The organism is Sphingomonas sp. BRN-1R (genome assembly GCF_057748035.1).
On record NZ_CM173236.1, the window covers coordinates 725,356 to 746,142 of the forward strand.

Sequence of the window (20,787 nt, forward strand, 5' to 3'; positions counted from 1 at the left end):
CGTGGAAACGCGCGCCGGAACGTGACCAGCCATGTCCATATTCCGCCATGCCTTGAAGACCAGCGCCGCGCTCGCGCTCAGTCTCGGTGCCGCCGTCGCGCCCGCGCCGGCGCAGTTGGCGACGCGTATCGACAATACCGCCACGCTGACCTTCACGGGCGCGAGCGGTGCCACCACGATTTCCTCGAACACCGTCAGCCTCGCAGTCGACCGCACCAAGGTTCCGACTCGGCTGAGCTTCCGCCTTCTTCCCCTCGGCTACGAACTCGCCGGCATGAAATGCGAGCCTCAGGCCGCGATCAGGTTCACGCCGGCACCGATCGACGCCGCCACGCTTGCGGCCGCCCCGCCGCTCAATTCGCTTGATGTCACGACGCCCCAGATCATCGTGCTCGAGAACAACCCCGGCAACACCAATCCGACGGTTCGCGATACCGACTGGATCAACGTGACGTCGGGTGGCCAGACCGTCCAGCTTCCGCTGCTGGAAACCGGGCCGAATACGGGTGTCTTTGCCGGAGGCGTGCCCGCGATCTCCGACAACAGCCCCGACATCGCCGCGTGCAACCCGCAAAAGGATCGCGGGCTCAGCCTCAAGCTGTCGTTCGACGAGGATGATTACAGCTATGCCTCGACCGCATCGATCCTGGTCGATCCGGCCGGCTACGTGTTCGATTCGACCTCGGGCGTGCTGATCGACGGCGCGACCGTGACGCTGCTCGACGACACCGATCAGCCCGCCAAGGTGTACGGCGACGACGGCGTCAGCACCTACCCCTCGACCGTTATCAGTGGCGACCAGGTGAAGGATTCGAGCGGTCGCGTCTACGACTTCAGTCAGGGCAATTACCGCTTCCCGCTGGTTGCGCCCGGCACCTACCACATCAAGGTCACGCCGCCCGGCCATTATACCGCGCCGTCGATCAAGTCGTCCGCCGAACTCGCCGCCTTGCGCGATTCCGCCGGCAAGCCCTTCATGCTCAACGTCGCGTCGACCGGCGGCAAGTTCGTGATCGACAGCCCGAATCCCTTCTATTCCGACATTCCGATCGACCGTCCCAAGGACTCGATGCTGCTGCTGACCAAGACGGCGTCGGTGCGCGAGGCATCGCCGGGCGATTTCGTCCAGTACCGGCTCAAGCTGACCAACCGCGACACGCTGCCGATCAGCAACATCATGCTCAACGATCTGCTGCCCGCCGCCTTGCGCTATGAGCGCGGATCTTCGCGCGGCGCGTCCGAACCGACCGTTTCCGGCGACGGCAAGACGCTCGGCTTCACCGTGCCGCTGCTCGCGCCCAGCCAGTCGGTCGATATCAGCTATGTCGTGTCGATCAGGCCCGGCGCGCCGACCGGGGAGACGCTCAATCGCGTCACCGGCACTGGCAGCAACGGCGCGACCAGCAACGAGGCCGATGCCTCGGTCCGCATCCGCCCGCTGCTGTTCACCGACGGCTTCACCGTGATCGGCCGCGTGACCGAGGGCGCGTGCGGCGACCCGGTCGAGAAGCGCAAAGGCCTTCCCGGAATCCGTCTGCTGATGGAGGACGGCACCTATGTCTCGACCGACCGCGACGGCCTGTACCATTTCGAGGGCGTGCGCCCAGGCCGTCACGTCGTCCAGCTCGATACCGCCAGCATCCCCGTCACCTATGAGGCGGTGGCGTGCGACGCCGACACGCGTCAGGCCGGCAGCGCGATCTCGCGCTTCGTCGAGAGCGACGGCGGCCTGCTGAAGCGCGTCGATTTCCAGCTCCGCCCGACCGGCAAGAAGGCCGCCGCCGCGCAGACGCTGCCGATCACCGTGGCAAGCGACGGCGACGCCGCGGGCAACCGCGACTGGATGACCGGCCAGACCCCGGGCGTCGAGATGCTGTTCCCGACCGCCGACCATAACCCGCGCGCGCCGACGCTGCGCGTCGTCATCAAGCATCTGCCGAGCCAGCGCGTGGCGCTGCGCATCAACGGCGAGCTGGTCGATACGCTCGCGTTCGACACCACTGACGTCGACAAGGCACGCGGCATCGCGATCTCGCGCTGGACCGGTATCCCGCTGAAGGAAGGCGACAATGCGCTCGAAGCGCGCGTGCTGGACGAGAACAGCACCGTCATCACCACACTGAACCGCACCGTGCATTCGGGCAGCATCGCGGTCCGCGCGACCTTCGCGCCGGACAAGAGCCGCCTCGTCGCGGACGGCCTCACCCGCCCGCTGATCGCGGTGCGCGTCACCGATCGTGACGGCAAGCCGGTGCGCGATGGCACGATGGTGCCCTTCAAGGTCGATCAGCCCTATACCGCCGCGATCGAGGCCGAGCTGGAACAGGCCCGCCAGACCGCCGGCAAGGGCCGTGCCGCCACCACCGCGCGCGTCGTCGGCGACGAGGGCCTCGCGTTCATCGCGCTCCAGCCCACCACGCAGGCGGGCGCGGTCCACGCGACCGTCAGCCTCACGGAGGAGAAGGTGACGCGCGACAGCGACATCCGCGCCTGGCTGGCGGGTTCGGCCAAGCAGTGGATGGTGGTCGGCTTCGGCGCCGGCACGCTCGGCTACGACACGCTCAAGACGCGCTCCAGCGCGCTGCCGCGTGGCGAGCGCAACCATGTCGTCACCGACGGGCAGCTCGCCTTCTACGCCAAGGGCCGCGTCAAGGGTCAGTGGCTGCTCACGCTCGCCTATGACAGTGACCGCAAGTACGACCGCGATCGCGGCCTGCTCGGCCAGATCGATCCGGACAAATACTACACCGTGTACGGCGACGGTTCGCGCCAGGGCTATGACGCGCCGACCGCGAAGAAGCTCTACGTCCGGCTCGAGCGCAAGGAATTCTACGCGCTGTTCGGCGATTTCGAGACCGGCATGACCGACACGCAGCTGATGCGCTACAGCCGCACGCTCAACGGCGCCAAGGTGGCGTTCGAGGGCCGCCGCCTGGTGTTCAACGGCTTCGCCGCGAAGACCGACCAGCGCTATGCCCGCGACGAGATCCAGGGCAACGGCCTGTCCGGCCCCTATCGCCTGTCGGGCCGCGACATCGTGCCGAACAGCGATCAGGTCCGCATCGAGGTGCGCGACCGGTTCCGCTCGGAGCTGATCGTCTCGACCACGATGCTGACGCGCCATATCGATTATGACATCGACACCTCGCTCGGCACGCTGCGCTTTCGCAATCCGGTGCTGACGCGTGACGCCAACCTCAACCCGACCTTCATCGTGGTCGATTACGAAACCTATGGCACCGGCGACAAGATCGCCGCCGGCGGCCGGGTCGCGGCGCGCTTTGCGCACGGCAAGGTCGAAGTCGGCGCGAGCGGGCTGTACGACCAGACCGCGGGCAACGCCTCGCTCGTCGGCGTCGATCTCAAGGCCAAGCCGACCCGCACCACCGAAATCCGCGCCGAGGCGTCGACCGGCGGCAAGACCGGGCTGAACGACGGCAGGGCGTTCCTCGCCGAAGTCGAACATCACTCCTCGGGCAAGGATGCGCTGTTCTACGTTCGCCAGCAGGATTACGGCTTCGGCGTCGGCCAGCAGAACGTGGTGGAGGCGGGCACGCGCAAGTTCGGGTTCGACGGCCGCGTCGTCATCACCCCGAAGCTCTCGCTGACCGGCAGCGCCTGGCATCAGGAGCAGCTCGACACCAGCGGCACGCGCACGGCGGCCGAGGTTCGCGCGGAATATCGTCGCGGCAACGGCACGATCTTCGTCGGCGGGCAACTCGCGATCGACAAGGGCGTGGACGGCAGGGATCGCGATTCGCGCCTGCTCACGCTCGGCGGCACGCAGTCCTTCATGGGCGGCAAGCTGGCGATCGGCGGGCAGACCCAGTTCGCGCCGGGCGGCGAGAAGGACAGCACCGACTTCCCGATCCGTCACCAGATCACCGCATCCTATCGCTTGACGCCGGGCATCCGCCTGATCGGCGGCTATGAGATCGCCGACGGCAAGGACTATACCGCCAACACCGCGCAGCTCGGCTTCGACGTGAAGCCGTGGACCGGCGCGAAGCTGATGAGCACGCTCAACCAGCAGGCGATCGGCGAGAACGGCCAGCGCACCTTCGCGCAGTACGGGATGAGCCAGTCGCTGCCGATCGGCAAGAACTGGACGATCGACGGGTCGCTCGATGCGAGCACGACGGTGCGCGGCAAGATCCCGACCGGCGCGGTCATCAACGCCTTCCAGCCGGTCGCCTCGGGCGGATCGCTGTCGCAGCAGGGCGACAACGCCAACGGCAATTACGTCGCGGTGACGGCGGGGGCGAGCTTCCGCGCGGCGAAATGGTCGTGGAACGGGCGCGGCGAATATCGCACCAGCACCGATACGGTGCGCTGGGGCTTCACCAGCAACCTGTTGCGCACGCTCGGCGAAGGCAAGACGCTGGCTTCGGGCATCAAGTACAACCGCATCACCGACAAGACCGGCAAGGTGGCGAGCTTCGTCGATGCCGATCTCGCGCTCGCCTTCCGTCCGCTCGACAGCCGCTGGTCGGTGCTCGACCGGCTGGAATTCCGCAACGAGAGCGCGGACGCCGGGATCAGCGCGGGCAATCCGCTGGGCGTGTCGAGCTACGGCCTTGCCGACCAGACCACGTTGCGGCTCATCAACAACCTGGCGCTGAACTATCGCAGCGGCCCCGAGGGCGCGGGACACGGCCTTGAGGCGACTGTGTATTACGGTTCGAAGTGGGTGCGCGGCAGCTTCGGCGACGACGACTACACGGGCTATATCGACGTCGTCGGCTTCGATCTGCGCAAGGATATCGGCCACACGTTCGATATCGGCGTGCAAGGGTCGGTGCAGCATGCGTGGGAGCGGGCGAGCTTCGCCTTCTCCGCCGGCCCCTCGGCCGGGGTGTCGCCCGCACCGAACCTGTGGATCAGCGCCGGCTACAACATCGCGGGCTATCGCGACCGCGATTTCGAGGAGGACCGTTACACCCGCAAGGGGCCGTATGTGACGATGCGCCTGAAGTTCGACCAGCTTGGGCTGGGCTCGATCGGCCGCCGCTTCATGGGGAACCGCTGATGGCGCGCCGAGCGATCCGGCACCGGGTTTGCGACACCGTTACGACACCCGGCAATCACCAACCGGCCCACATCGCGTTGGCGGGCACCTCCGCGACGTCGGCCGCACTCCAGCCCCGCGCCCGGATGCGCGTCAGATGAGGGGAAAGGGATGACCAAGCCTTGGACAATGCGCGAGATCGGATTGTCCGGATGTGACGAGACCATCGCGCGGCAAGCGGCGCATATGCTGGAGGACGCGGCGGCGAGCGGGACACTCGCCTTCGAATCCGACATCGCCGCCGCGATCCGCGAACGGCGGCTCGACGATGCGCTCAACCTCCAGCGTGCAGCCTTCCGGGCGCGCATGCTCGGCGGCATCAATCGCGCGCGGACCGGGTTCGATCGCGATCAGCGCGCGCTGATCGACATGGCGGCGGAGCGACGCGGGCACCGGCGCTGGGTGACGATGCTGACGATCGGCAAGCTCATGGCCGGGCGCACCGAACATACGTGCATGGTGCGCGATCTGTCGGAGGCGGGCGCGGGCATCGCGTGCGACCATCCGCTCGATACCGGGCAGGCGGTCCGGCTGACGATGCGCGGCCTTCCGCCTACCGCGGCCTGTGTGCGCTGGAGCGACGGGAGGTTCGCAGGGCTTCAATTCGATACGGTGCAGGATGCGCAGGTGATCCTCCGCGTCGCCCTTCGGCGTGACGCCGATGTGCCGCGGGCCTCGCGCGCGCCGCTGGCGGTGCCGGTCGCGATGGCGGCGGCCGGACGCCAGTTCGCGATGACCGCCATCGATATCTCGCCCGGCGGGATGAAGCTGCACGGCGGCTGCGACGTCGCGCCCGGCACGCCTGCCGAGATGTGGCTGGACGGCGCGCGGGACGGGCTGAGCGGCACGATATGCTGGGCGCAGGGCGATCAGCTCGGCATCCGTTTCGCGCGCGCGCTCACCCATGCGGAACTCGACGCGATCCTCGCGCGGTAGCATATGCCCGGCGACTCGGCTCCGAGCGATGAATTTGTGTAATCCTCATGACACCACCGGCGATAAAATCGCCTCGCCACCAATTAAATAGCTGATAAGCATGCTCTCGCGCGAGGTCGCGAGGGCGGCGGGCAAGTGCGTGGTGTCGTATTTGTGCAAGCGCGAAGTGCGCAAATCGCGGTACGGCGGCGCAAGCACTTGGCCGGGTGAGACGAAGCGAACGCCGCTTCCCTGAATTCGATTGCGGAAGCGGGCCGGTTTGGCGATACGGGGCCGTCAAAAGGGGGCTGGGGCGCACCGTTCATCGGCGGGGCGCGCCAAGGTTGGCAGGGGGGCTATGAAACAGCGGGACAGCGCAATTCTGGGGGCTGTGCGTCGTGCGCTGCTGCTTACGGCATTCGGTCTGCCATTGCCGCTGTATGCGCAGACGCGCCCGCAGGTCGAGCTGCCGTCGCCCACGCCCGATCTTGCCAGACCGGCACCCGAGGTCAATGTCGATTCGAGCCGGGTCGATGAGACCGCATCCTGCCCGCTCGCCACGTCGACGATCCCCGTCACGATCGAGCGGATCGCCTATGAAGGCCCCGCCGGCGCTGCCGTAGCGCCTGCGCTGCTCGACATCCTGAACGCGCACGTCACTGCGCCCGGCGCCACGGCGCAGCCGATCGCGGTGGTGTGCGGCCTGCGCGATTCCGCCAACGCCGCCTTGCGCCGCGCCGGCTATGTCGCTTCGGTGCAGATCCTGCCGCAGGAGATCAAGGACGGCACGCTCCGGCTGCTGGTGGTCGCCGCCCGGCTGGTCGAAGTGCGCGTGGTTGGCGATACGGGGCGTTTCCGGCACGCGATCGAGCAGCGCTCCGCCGCGCTGATGGCGCTCGATCCGCTCAACCGCTTCGCCGCCGAACGCATCCTGCTGCTGGCCGGCGACATCCCCGGCCTCAAGGTCCAGCTCGCGCTGCGTCCCGCCGGGCGCGGGCCGGGCGAGGTGATCGGCGAGCTGAAGGTCGATGCGCAGGCGTTCGCGTTGCTCGCCAACATCCAGAACTACGGATCGCGACAGCTCGGCCGCGAGATCGCGTCGCTGCGCGGCGAGGCATACGGGCTGACCGGGCTCGATGACCGGACCTACCTGTCCTATTCCAACTCGCTGCAATGGCGCGAGACGCACGTCATCCAGGGCGGGCACGACATGGGGTTCGGCGAGCACGGCTTCCGCATCGGCGCGCGTGCGAGCTACGCCCTGTCGAACCCGAGCATCCCCAATCTCGACCTGCGCAGCAAATCGCTGATCGCGGGCGTCGACCTGTCGATGCCGGTGATCCGCGCGCTCAACCACAATCTGCGCGCCACCGGCGGCTTCGAATGGCTGACCCAGCGCACGATCTTCCATCAGGGCGACGTCGATGCGCCGTTCACGCGCGACCATATCCGCGTCGCATACGCCCGGCTCGACGGCGACGCGCGCGGATATGACAGCCGCGGTGATATCGTGTGGAGCCTCGAAGGCTATGCGCAGGTCCGCAAGGGCGTCGACGTGTTCGGCGCGAGCAAGCGGTTCGGCGCGGAAGGCGGTTTCCAGCCCTCGCGCTTCGACGGCGATCCGCAGGCGACCGTGGTCAGCGGCGAGTTGCGCGCGACGGTGCGGCCGGTGCGCGTGTTCGCGCTCGACGCCTCGGTGTACGGGCAATGGGCGAACCATTCGCTGCTAAACCTCGAAGAATTCTCGATCGGCAACCTCACCTACGGGCGCGGCTATGATCCGGGCGCGAACGGCGCCGACCGGGTGATCGCCGCGCGCGCGCAGCCGCGCCTCCAGGTGATCTCGCCCGGCGATCGCTTCCGCTTGCCGTTCGGCGTGGAGGTGCTCGGCTTCTACGATTTGGTGCGGCTCTACAACCTCGACCCTGGCACGCTGGAGACGCGGCGCTCGCTGACCTCGGCTGGCGGCGGCGCGCGGGTGACGATGCCCAACAACCTCGTGCTCGACGTGCTGTACGCGCATCCGCTCAACCGCGCGCTCGTGACCGATCTGGTGCGACCCGACGACCGCGTGCTCGTGTCGCTCACCGTCAAGCTGCTGCCGTGGGGATTCTTCCGATGACCGTTCAGCACCGCCGTTCCTCGTCGCGCACGCTGCGCGCGCTGCTCGTCTCGACGGCGGCGGTCTCGTGCCTTGGCGGCGGGCAGGCGGTGGCGCAGACGCTGCCGACCGCGCCGGTGCAGGTGCCGCAATCGGGCGGGCCGAGCGACATCGCCAACATCACCGCGTTCGACAACGGCTTCGGCCTGCGGGTCGATTTGCAGAACAAGAACCGCGTGATCGATTGGGCGACGTTCAACGTCGGCAGAGCGTCCTCGGCGCGCGAGGAAGTCAATTTCACCACCAGTGGGACTGCCAACCTCGCGGTGCTCAACCGCGTATCGGGGTTGACCGGCCCGTCCTCGATCTTCGGGTCGATCACGTCCAAGTCGAACATCACCGTGTGGCTGGTGAATCCGGCGGGCATCACCTTCGGCAACACCGGCAGCTTCTCGGGTGGCAGCCTCGTACTGAGCACTGCGCAGACCACCTTCGGCTTCGATAGCAAGTTCATCGCCGGCGATCAGTCGCTCGGGCTTACCGCGCCGCTGCTCGGGCAGGGCGGCATCGTCTTGCGGGCGGGCACCGGCACGCTGGCGGCGGCGGGACCGATCCTGCTCGTCGCGCAGACCATCGACGCGGGCAAGACGATCACATCGAGCGGCAGCGACGTGGCGCTGGTCGCGGCTTCGGACGTGACCGTGCCCGATGCGTTCGGCAGCCCGCTCGGCATCCAGATCAGCAAGGGGACCACGCTCGCCACCGCGAGGCTGACTGCGAGCGGTGCGATCAGCGGCGCGAGCGTGCGGCTGTACGGCGCGAACGAGAACGGCAACGATCTCACCGACGCCTTGCTCAACGTCACCAGCAATGCGGTGCTGACCGCGACCCGGGTCGGCGGCAAGGTGGTGATCGCGGGCGGCGTCGCCGACGGCACCGACATGACGCTGGAGGGTGACGCCAACGAGACCGCCGGCACGGCGGCGATCTCGCATGCCGGCAGCATCGCCTTCGGCACCACTAACGCTGGCAGCGCGGCGCTGCTCTCGAACGCTGACATCCTCGGCGGCGGTTCGATCGCCAACGGCGCGCGCGAAGCCGCCAGCGTGACGATTGCGGGCGCTGGCGCGGTGACGCTCGGCAATGTCTTCTCGCACGACGATGTTACGCTGACGGCACCGGGCGCAGTGTCGCTGGGCAATGTCGTATCGAGCGCGGGGCATATCGATCTCTCGACCACGGCGGGAAGCGCGGCGATCGTCACCGGCGATCTGTCGGCAGCGGATTACGTCTCGGTCGCGGCAGCCGGTGACGCGACCGTCGCCGGTGCGGTGACGGCGGGAACCGATTACACCGTTCGCGGGGCGAGCGTGACGCTCGGCACGCTTGGCGGCAATCCGCTCCAACGTGCGGCGGGTGCGATCAGTATCGATGCGGGCGGGCAGCTTCGCGGTCTTGGCGGGATACGGCTGCAATCCAACTCGGGCGGCGTGGCCGACGCCGGCGATGCGCGCGCGGTGCATCTGCGCGCCGGCGGCGACATCGCCTTCGACGCCGACAGCCAGGTACTGGGCGGCACCGCGCGTCAGTCGGCGGTGGGGCTGAACGCGGGCGGCGTGATCACGCTCGGCACCGCGCGCGCGCGCCAACTCGGCCAATATAGTGACGGCGACACGCCGGTGTTCAGCGAAGGCTTGACCGTCCCGGGCGCGTTCAAGGCGCGGCTGCTCGAGGTCGGCGGGACCATCAACATCGCCTCGGGCGGTGCGATGTCCATCGGTACGGCGACAAGCCTGACCGGGGATATCGTTCTCAGGACGACGACCGGCGATATCACCGGCTTCGGCAGCGGCGAGAGCGCGAACCTCGCCGCCAACGATGCCGCCGATGCGACCGCGAGTTCCGCCGCTCGCAAGATCCAGGTGACGTCGGCAGGCGCGGCGGATCTCGGGACGCTCACCGCCGGCAAAGGCGCGGGCGGCGTCGCCGCGCTCCAGATCGACGTGCAGGCGGCCTCGACCGCCTCGGTCGCACGCGCCAGTACGGCGGACGGCGGCATGCGCCTGCTCGCCACGGGCGGAACCGCGACGCTGGGCACGGCGGCGATCGCCGGCGCGCTCGGCGTGACCGCGCAATCGGCGGCCGGGGACTCTTTCGACGCGGCGGTGACGGGCAAGGTCGTCACCGGCGGCGATTATGCGGTGCGCGGGCGCAGCGTGACGTTGGGCGGCGATGCGTGTTCGGCGGGCAATTGCGTCCAGACGGCGGCAGGCAGCTTCGTCGCCACCGCCAACGGCGGCGCGCTGGTCGGCAAGAGCGGCTACACCTTCCAGTCGAACAGCGGCGGCGTGGCCGATACCGGCAGCGACCGCGCGATCGACCTGACCGCCAAGGGCGGCGCCATCGACTTCACCGGTGCGACCATCCTCGGCGGCACCGATCTGCAATCGCTGCTGATGCTGAACGGCGAGGCGAGCGCCGCCGCTACCGATGCGCCAACCGCGATCACGCTCGGCACGGTGCAGGCGCGCGCGATCACCGGCGCGGATCTGGCGGCAAGCTTCACGACCCCGGTCGGGCTCACCGCGAGCGATATTCTGACCGAGAACACGCTCGATCTGCGCGCCACCGCGGGTGCGTTCCACATCGGTACGGCGCAGAGTCGCAGCGGCAACATCAGCCTCGTCGCCACCAGCGGCGATATCACCGGCAACGCGACCGTTGCGGTGCCAGTGTCGGCTGCCGATTACGCGGGCACCACCCTGATCGCAGCCACCACCGGGGCGTCGATCACCGCGCAGGGCCTCGCGACCACCAGCACGGTCAAGCTCGCCGCCGTCACCGCGGGGCAGGGCGCGACCGCCGTCGCGGGCGACCAGATCACGATCGGTGGCGGCACGATCGACGCGCCGGCGGCGCTGGTGGCCAACAATGGCGCGCTGCGTCTGGTGTCCTCGGCAGGGGAGATCGTCGTCGGCACCGGATCGCGCGTACGGACGGGTGCGGTGATCGATGCGTTCACCAGCGCGCGCATCGGCGACCTCACCAGCGGCGGCGATCTCAGCGTGACTGCGCGCGGCGGCGACGTGACCGGGCTGGCGCTGACCGCCACGCCCACCGGGCCCGCCGATTACGGCCGCGCCACGCTGACCGCGCAGGGCACCGACGCGCGCATCACCGTGCAGGGGCTTACGGCCGCCAGCACGGTTCAACTCGGCGTCGTCACCGCCGGCACGGGTACGACCGCGAGCGCGGTGGCGGGCGACCAGATTTCGATCTCCGGCGGGGCGATCGACGTGAGCGCGGCGCTGGCCAACAATGGCGCGCTGCGTCTGGTGTCCTCGGCAGGGGACGTGGTGCTGGGCGCGGGCTCGAGCGCGCGGCTCGATGCGAGCGTCGACGCGTTCGCCAACGCGCGGCTTGGCGGGCTGTCCAGTTTCGCCGGACGCATCGACGTGACCGCGCGGGGTGGCGATATCTCCGGCCTCGGGCTCGACGCGAGCGCGCCGGATGCGGCGTTGCTGGCGCGCTTCGGTCGCGCGAACCTCGCTGCCGCGACCGGCATGACGTTGACCGCGACGGGCGCGGTCCAGCTTGACACGCTGACCAGCGCGGCGGGCGATCTGCGCGTCGATGCGGGTTCCGGCGCTGCGCTCGCCCCAAGCGATGGCGCGATCGACCTCGTCACCGTGGCGGCGGCCACCGGCAGCTTCGCACTGACCGCCTCTTCGGGCAACGTCGGCGCTGCGGTATATAACGGGCGGGTGGCGCTCGGCACCGGTACTGCCGGGCTCGACGGGGCGATCACCGCGCGCGGCGCGATCACGCTCGGCACGGCGGCGACGACCACCACCACCGGCCGCGATCTCACGCTTACGGCGGGCGTGTTCAACGATCCGCTGCTCGCCAACTCAACCGCTGCGGCGGTGACGGTGCGCGGCACCGTCACCGCGGGCGCGACCACCACGGGCGCCTATCGCGTGACCGGCACCAGCGTCGATCTCGGCGCGGGGCTCGAACAGGCGTCGGGCGCGGTCGGCATCACCGCCTATGGCGTGGGCGCGAGCGACGGCCTCGCCGGCGCGGACGGGCTGACGCTGATTGCCAACAGCGGCGATTCGGCGGCGGCGAATGCGATGACGCTGCGCGCCGACGGTGGTGCCGGCATCGCGTTCGGCGCGGCCTCCACGCTGCTGGGCGGGGCGAACGGGCAAAGCGCCGATATCGGCATCGTCGATCCGCTCGCCGCGCTCACGCTCGGCACGGTGCGCGCGCGCAGCCTGCAAGGGCTCGATGTCGCGCACCCGGGGTTCGGCACGCTCGCCGCGCCCAATCTGGTCGATGTGACCGGCGACGTGGCGCTCGCGGGCGACATGGCCGTGTCGGGCGGGCTCGCGATCCGCTTGCGCGCCGGGAACATCACCACGCGGGCGATCACGACCGGCACGACCGGCGACAACGATCGCGGGTTGCGGCTGATCGCATCCGGTCAGGCGGGCGGCGAGATCACGCTGTTCGGCCCGATCCTCGCGCGCGGCGACGTCGCGCTCGACGGCTATGGCACGATCCGGTTCGGCACGATCACCGCCGATCCGGCGACCGGCGGCGCGGCCGGTACGATCGCGATCACCTCGGTCGCGGGCGACGTGACCGGGCTGAACGACGTGCTGGTGCCGCTCGCCGGCTTCCACGTCGGTACGCTGAACGCGGGCGCGGGCGGCGCGGGGGTCGATACGCTGTCCGGCGACAGCGTGATCGACAGCATCGTAAGCGCGGGCGACGTGCATCTCACCGGCGGAGACATCCGCCTCGGCAGCGCGACCTCGCACGGCGGCGGCATCGCCATCAACACAAGCGGTGCGCTGACCGGGCTCGCGACCGCGCCGGGCGGCGGCGTCGCGGTCGGCGACGTCAGCGCGAGGCTTGTCGCGGGCGGGCTCGCCGGCACGATCACGGTGAAGGCGGGGGGCGGCGCAGGCGGCGCACATGCGGTGAACCTCCAGTCGGTGCAGGCGGGTTCGGACATCACTATCACCGCCGACCGGGTCGCGATCGCGCAGGCGACGTCGACGGGCGGCACGCTGCGGCTTGCTGCCGGTTCGGTGCTGGCGCTGGCCGACGCGGACGCGCGTGCGATCGTGATCGACGGCAGCGGCGCGGTCGGCTCGGGCGCGGCGACGAGCGATCTCGACGCCGATCTGCTCGACACGCGGTACGGCGCTGCGAACCTCACCGCGACTGCCAACACCGGCACGATCGCGATCACCGCTGGAGGCATCGCGCAACTCGGCACGGTCGCGGCGGGCACGACGGCGTCGGCGGGCACGTTCGACCAGATCCATATCGACGCGGGCGCGTTGTCGGCACAGGCGCTGGTGGCGCAGAACGGCAATATCTCCGCCTCCGCGACGCGCGCGGTGGCGGGTATCGGCAGTCCGCTCTACGTCGGCACGATCGCGGCGGCCAATGCGGTGACGCTCGGCAAGACACTCGGCGATGCGACCAGTGCGACCGACGAACTGCGGGTCGGGCGGATCGACGCCGGACTGGCCGGCGCGGGCGCGCGCGGCAACGTCACGATCACGAGCGACACCAGCGCGCGGCTCGGACCCATCGCTGCGGCTGGCGGCAGCGTCGCCGCACGCGCGCAGGCCGATCTGACCGGCCTGGCGTTGACCGGCGCGACCAATCCCGGCAACCCGCCGCGGGGTGCATTCGACCTGCTCGCCATTCAGGCGGACAAGGCGATCACGCTCGGTGCGGGCGGTGATCTCCAGGCGCGCACGCTCGCCGCCGGCACCGATGTCGACGGGACTGCTGGCGGCACCGCCTGGATCGGCGGCGACGTCACCGCCGGAACCGGCCACTACCGCGTGACCGGTGGCGTGGTGACGCTCGGCAATCTCGGCGGCGCGACGCAGAGCGCGGCACGCGACGTGGCGATCCGATCGACGGCGGGCGCGATCACCGGCGGCGCGGGGCTGACGCTCGTGTCCGACAGCGCGGGCAGCGGCGCGGCGACCAGCTATCTCGTGCTCGATTCGGCCGGCGCGATCAGCTTCGCCGACGGGCTCGGCAGCGATGCGATCTCGACGTTGCGCGCCGGCCCGGCGAGCGGTGCGACCGCCGATATCGGCATCCGCCTCGGCGCGGGGAGTAGGTTGCAGCTCGGCTCGGTGTTCGCGCGGACGATCGGCAGCGCGTCGGCACCGGCAACCTCAGAGCCCGCCTATACGATCGGCGCGACGCTCACCACCGGCGGTGGAATCGCGCTTCGCGACGTGCATGTCATCGGCGATCTTGCCATCGACACGTTCGACGCCGGCAGCCTCTACGGCGTGACGCTCGATTCGGCGACGTCGAGTAGCGGTGGCATCGCGTTGGCGACGGCGGGCGACCTGCACGGTTCGGCGGGTGCCCTGCGCACCGACCTTACCGCTGCGCTGGGCATCGACACGCAGAGTGGCGGCACCACCACGCTCGGCACGGTCGGGGCGGGCACCGGCGCGCGGCTGGTCGCGGGCGGCGATCTCGACGTGACGACACTGACCACCCAGGGCGGCGACGCCGTGCTGCGTGCGGGCGGCGACCTGCGCGCGGACGCGGTCACAGCCAACGGCGATGGTCTTGGCGCGGGGCCGGCGGTGATGTTCGCCAACGCGGCGCTCGCGCCCGCGCGGCATCTCGGTGGCCAGGCATCGGGCGCGGCGGGCGATATCGTCGCCGACGCCGGCGGCGACATCACCGACACCGCCGGGCACGGTGCGCGCGACAGTGTCGCCGCCTTCGCCAGCGCACATGGCGGGGTGAGCCTGCGCTCGGCCGCGACGATCGCGGGCAAGGGGCTGATCGACGTGGCGACCGTGACCGCTGGCGGCAGCTCGGCCGGGCACCGGGACGTGACGATCGCAGGCCGCCGCATCGTCGCGACGCTTGCCGAGGCGACCGGCGGCGCGGTTTCGCTCGCCGCGACTCAGAGCGGTGCGGCGCAGCGCGACGTCAGCGTGACGGTCGACGCGGTGCGGGCGAGCGGCAACGCTGCGATCCTCGCGGGCTTCGGCACCGCCGCCGCAGCCGGCGCGGACAACGGCAGCATCCGCGCCGGCACGATCACCACCGGCGCGGGCGGAGCGGTGACGCTGACCGCGCTCGACGGGGATGTGACCGGGCTGGCGGGCAGTTCGACCGGACTCGACGCCGGGCATGCGCGCGCGGGGATAACCGCAGGCGGCACCGTTGTCGTCACGACCGGCGGCCTGTTCCAGGCGGCAGGCGTGAGCGGCACGGCGATCACCGTCGCTGCGGGCGATGTCGCGCAGGCCGGCAGCATCGCCAACAACGGCGCGGTGGACGTGAGCCGATTCACCGCCACCGGCGCACTGACGCTGACCGCCGTCGCTGCGACGGCGAGCGGCGGCTATGCCGGCGACGTGAGGCTCGGCGCGACCGCAGCCGGCGTGGGCGACGCCGCGGCCGATGCGACCAGCGTTGGCGGCGCAACTGCGATCACGGCGGCGGGCGTGCGCGGCGATGTCGTGGTCGGTCGCGGGCTGAACGTGACCGGCAGCGCTGCGATCGCGAGCACCAGCGGCAACCTGCGATTGAGCAGCGTGACGGCGGGCACCGGCAGCGCCCTGACGCTGGCCGCACTCGACGGCGACGTGACTGGACTGGTTGGCGGCTCGACCGGGCTCGATGCGGGACATGGCCGCGCGGCGATCGGTGCGGGCGGGGACGTGACGGTCCGCACCGGTGGTGTGTTCCAGGCAGGGTCTGTCACCGGCGGCGCGATCATGGTCGAGGCGGGTGACGTGTCGCAGGCGGGTGCGATCGCCAACAACGGCGCGATCGACGTGAGCAGCTTCACCGCCACCGGTGCGCTGGCGCTGACTGCGAAGGCGGCGAGTGCGACCGGCGGCTATGGTGGCGACATCCGGATCGGCGCCGGTGCGGGCGGGCAGTTCGACCCTGCGGCGGCGGCGAGCGTCGTGGCGGGGGCGACGACGCTCACCACCTCCGGCGTGCGCGGCGACATCGTGGTGGCAGGCGCGCTGAACGGCGCGGGCGACGTGACGCTCGCCAGCGTGCGGAACGTGCGTCTCGCCGATGGCGGGGGGCGCTCGATCCAGTCGAGCGGCGGCAAGCTGGTGGTAAGCGCGGCGGACGGCGCGATCACCGGCCTGCTCAAGAGCGGCGCGAGCAGCGACTATGGATCGGCGGTGCTGGCGACGAGCGGGGCGGGCGGCATCACGCTCACCGCGAACCGCGGTCTGGTCAAGCTCGGCACGGTCTCCACCGCCAATGGCGCAATCGCGATCACCGCTGGCGATGCGGACCTGTCGGGGCTGATCCGCGCCGGCGCGGCGGGCGGAACCTCGACGATCAACATCGTGCGCGGCGCGCTCGCCACCGGCACCGATCTCGGCACCTTGGGCGCGGACGCAGGCGGGTCGTCGCAGCACCTCGCGCTCGGCGAAGCGGAACTGGCGTTGCTCTCGGCCGATACGGTGCGGATCGACGGGCTCGCGGGCGACGTGCGGATCGGCAACCTTGCGCTGGCGGCGGGCACCGGCGCGAAGACCCTAGAACTGCTCGGCACCGGCACGTTCCGGCTCAGCGGCACGATCAAGGACGCCGGCAGCGCCAGCGGCCGAACGCTCCAGATCGGCGGCGCGGACGGCGATCTCGGCACCGCACCACTCGGCACCGTGCCGCTCGCCGCCGCGATCGAGGCGACTGTCGTGCGTGGCGGTGGCGGCGCGGCGATCAACCTGCCGTCCGCCACGCTCGATCTGCGCGCGAAGCGGATCGGCTTCGGCGATGCGGCGCTGCTCGGCGACGTGGCGGCCGCCACCGCCGGGCTGACCGACGCCGCCGCCGCGCAGCGTGTCGCGGATCTGTACGTCTCGCAGCCTGGTTCGCGACTTTACGTCGGCTATAATCTGCCGACCGACGTGTTCCTGACTGCGAAGGTGCTCAGCGTCTCGTACAGCGGTTTCGCCTTGTTCCAGAACACCGGCACCACCGCACTCGGTGCGGGCGTCGTGCTGGGCGATGCCGGCGCGCCTAGGTCGATCACCTCGCCCGCGTTGCTGCTGCGCAGCGTCGGAAATTCACCCACCAACGCTTTCGGGTTGTTCGGCACGATCAACGGCTTCGTCGGCCGCACCGCCGGGCTGCTGGGGGCGCCCGCAATCGACTATGCGACCAGCGACGGCGGCAACCGGGTGATCCGCATCACCCAGTCCAATTCGCGCGTGAACGGCTGCGTGATCGGCTCGCCCGATCGCGGCTGCCTCGTGCTCGACGTGCCGCCACCCAACCTCAATCTGTTCGACGAGCGGCAGTTGCAGTTGTTCGGCGTCGCCGACGATCTCACCATTCCGTTTGATCCGCCGATCGGGACCAGCAACGAGGCGCTGATCGGCGACTTCACGACCACCGGCGGCGCCGTCGCCGATCCCGACTGCACCAGCCCCGGCGACGCCGGCTGCCCCGCGCGAGGAACCCGTCCATGAGTCTGATCCCGCGCTTGCGTTGCGCCGTCTTCGGCTTCGCGCTGGCATGCGGCGGCATGCCGCAAGCGGTGCCGGCGCGCACGCTGCCGGCGACGTTCGATCTCGGTCGCGACCGCACCGGCCAGCCCTGCGTGGCGACGCGCGGCTGGCAGATCGGCGAGAGGGGCACGTTTTTCGAGCAGGATCAGGGCTATAGCATCACCTGTCGCGGTGCGGCGGCGGCGCGCGTGCAGGGCTATGTCAACATCGCGTCGGCGACGGCAGCGCCGGCTTCGGTCAGCGCGTGCGGCGCGGCCAAACCGCTCGCCATCACGCGCATCGGTGCGGTCGAGGCGCGGCGCTGCTTCGACCTAAAGCTGCGCGCGAACGCGGTCGACGTGCGCGTCACGCGCGGCCGGCAGGCGTATCAGGCGGCGGCGGTGCAGACCGCGCTCGCTCCGCTCGAGGCGCTGCTGCGCGTCGTGATCGCGGGCGAGCGCCCGCCGCGCCGCGACGACCGCAGCTTGCCCTCGCTCGATCCGGCCGCGCTCGCCGCAGCACCCGCTCCGCGCCAGCACGAGGCAGCGGCTGGAACCACCAACTTCACCGCACAGACCGCGATCACGCGCGGCCTCCAGCTCATCCACAGCGGCCGCCGGGTCGAGGCGTCACGCCTGCTCAACGATGCGAGCAGCGAGTTCGCCGATGCGCCGCCGCAGGTGCAGGCGGAACTGCGCATGACGACGGGTCTGGCCGATTCGAACATCAGCGCGTTCGATGCCGCCGCCGCGCATTTCGCCGCGGCGGGCGATCTCATCGCTGCGTCGCCGCCGTCCGACGCCACCACGACGCTCAAGCTGAAGCGCGCCGCCTATATGGCGCTGGATGCGACCAACCGCCGCGCCTGGGCCGAGGCGCTCGCCGATCTCGATCGTGCCCCGACGAGCGGCTATCCGCTTACCGATCCGGTGGTTCTCGGGCTGCTCAACCAGGACCGCGAGGACGCCGATCCCGCCGCCGCGATCGGTGTTTCCAGCGTGGCGCAGCTCGACCGGCTGGTGCTCGACGCCGAGATAAACTGGACGCGCAGCCTCAGCCATCTCGGGCTCGGCGAGATCGCGCCGAGCCGCGCCGCGCTCGACCGGGCGGCACGCTCGATCCGCGCGTTGCAGGCGAGCCGGGTGCAGCCGAGCTCGATCGCGTGGCTGCGCGCCGGCATCGAGCGCCAGCGCGGTCGCATCGACGAGGCCGCGCATGAGCCCGCCAGGGCGCTCGCCGCCTATGATTGCGCGATCGCGGCGATGCAGAACTCGACGCCGCCGGTGCGATCGGCCTGCCTGTTCAGCGGCCCGTCCGGCCGCGCGGGAGAGCCGACCGCGAGCCCGACGATCATCGCCGAGACGCAACTCGAACGCGCCAAGGTCGAATCGCTGCTTCCCGACGTCGATCAGGCGGTGCTGCTCGCCGATTACGACAATGCGGTCGACGTGCTGGCGACGAGCGGCGGCACCAGCGGCAATGCGCCGCTTGCGCTCGGCGGCTATCTCGACGCGCTGGTCCGCATCAGCGCCACGACGCCCTCGGCGGTGATCGACGAGAAGTTCTTCAAGGCGTTGCAGGCGACCGGTGAGCCGGCGGTCGCGCGCGAGGTGGTGCGGCTGCAATCGGTCGTGTCGGACGACGCGGCAGTGCAGGCGCTGCTCGCCGATCAGGCCGAGAACGAGCGTCGCGTGCTGCGGCTGCGCTACGAGATCCAGAACGTCGCGCCCGGCGACACCGCCGCGTTGAAGGCGTTGCAGGACGAACAGAATACCGCCAACGCGGCGCTGGTCGAGACCAATGCGAAGCTCGCGCCGACGCTGAACCCGGTGATCGAAACCTTCGTGACGATCAAGGAATTGCGCGGTCAGCTACGCCCGGGCGAGGTGTATCTCAAGCTCGCCGCGCTCAACGGGCATGTCTATGCCGCGGCGATCAGCGCCGACAGGACGGTGATCTACCGGGTCGATCAGCCCGTCGACTGGGTCAACGCGCAGGCGACGCAGGTGCTGCGATCGGCGCGCAGCTTCGTGGACGCATCGGGCCAGGTCAATCTGCGCGCGTTCGCGGTCGGCAAGTCGCGCGATCTGTTCGCCGCCGTCGCCGGGCCGGCGCGCCCGCTGCTGACCGGCGCGACCAGCATCGCTTATGATCCGGTCGGCGAGTTGCGCAACCTGCCAGCCGCGATCTTCGTGACCGATGCCGGCACGGCGACGCCCGCGTCCAAGCTGGATTATTCGCAGGTCGCGTTCCTCGGCCGCAAGACCGATCTCGCCACCGCTTTGTCGCCGCGCAGCTTCGTCGTGACGCGTACCAGAGTGGCGCGCGCCGCGCCGAAGCCGTTCCTCGGGCTCGGCGAGACGGCCTATGCCGCCGTTCCGCAGGGTGCGGCGGCCGACCGCACGATCCAGCTCGCGCCCGGGTGCGACGTGCAATACGGCACATGGGTTTCCGCGTACAACAACAACACGCCGATCAGCGCGCGCGAGATTTCGCTGTCGGCGGCCGCACTTCAGGTCGGCACGCCGACGATGATCACGGGGGCAGCGTTCAGCGATGCCAACATCAAGCGCGTGTCCGATGCCGGCGAACTCGCGCAATATCAGGTGCTGCATTTCGCGACGCACGGCCTGACCGCGCAGGCCTTCCCGGTGCCGGGCTGCAAGAGCGGGCTGCCGCCGTCGTTGCTCACCACGCTCGCGCCTGATGCGGCCGGCGGCGTCGCCTCGACCGGGCTGCTCAGCTACGATCAGATCGCCGCGCTCCGGCTCAACGCCAACCTCGTGTTCCTGTCGGCGTGCGAGACGGCGAGCGGCGTCGACGAACTCGCCGGGCGGCTGACGGGGCAGGAGGAATCGACCCCCAGCCTCGACGGCCTCGTCCGCGCGTTCTTCGCGGCCAAGGCGCGCACCGTGGTCGCGACCTTGTGGAGCGTGCCCGCGACGGGCGATACCGACACGCTGATCGAGACCTTCTATCGCAGCGGTCGCACCAGCAGCATCGAGGCATCGCTGCGCACCGCGCAACTCGCGCTGATGAACAAGCCGACGACCTCGCACCCCTATTTCTGGGCGGCGTATTTCGTGGTGGGCGACGGATCGGGCAAGATGCTCGCCGATCGCCCGCAGAGTGCCGCCACGTCGGCACCCGGCGGCACGGCGCGCTGA

The 20,787-nt window shown here is 70.3% G+C and carries 5 protein-coding genes; all 5 read left to right on the plus strand.

Going from position 1 to position 20,787, the window contains the following annotated elements; translation table 11 throughout:
• The first annotated feature begins 31 nt into the window (after positions 1 to 31).
• The 5 genes from AC3ANX_RS03385 (at position 32) to AC3ANX_RS03405 (ending at position 20,787) form a co-directional block, all read left to right on the plus strand.
• Positions 32 to 5,029: a hypothetical protein gene (locus AC3ANX_RS03385; RefSeq protein WP_488335625.1), complete on the plus strand. Its 4,998-nt coding sequence runs from the start codon at positions 32 to 34 to the stop codon at positions 5,027 to 5,029.
• Between the two features lie 150 nt (positions 5,030 to 5,179).
• On the plus strand, positions 5,180 to 6,004 hold the full coding sequence (locus AC3ANX_RS03390; RefSeq protein ID WP_488335626.1) for a PilZ domain-containing protein: 825 nt from the start codon (positions 5,180 to 5,182) through the stop codon (positions 6,002 to 6,004).
• A gap of 337 nt (positions 6,005 to 6,341) precedes the next feature.
• A complete protein-coding gene (locus tag AC3ANX_RS03395) occupies positions 6,342 to 8,105 on the plus strand; it encodes a ShlB/FhaC/HecB family hemolysin secretion/activation protein (protein WP_488335627.1) in 1,764 nt (587 codons plus the stop codon).
• Positions 8,102 to 17,602: a beta strand repeat-containing protein gene (locus AC3ANX_RS03400; protein ID WP_488335628.1), complete on the plus strand. Its 9,501-nt coding sequence runs from the start codon at positions 8,102 to 8,104 to the stop codon at positions 17,600 to 17,602. Before AC3ANX_RS03395 ends, AC3ANX_RS03400 begins: the two co-directional genes overlap by 4 nt.
• Positions 17,599 to 20,787: a CHAT domain-containing protein gene (locus AC3ANX_RS03405; RefSeq protein WP_488335629.1), complete on the plus strand. Its 3,189-nt coding sequence runs from the start codon at positions 17,599 to 17,601 to the stop codon at positions 20,785 to 20,787. The genes AC3ANX_RS03400 and AC3ANX_RS03405 overlap by 4 nt, the downstream gene beginning before the upstream one ends.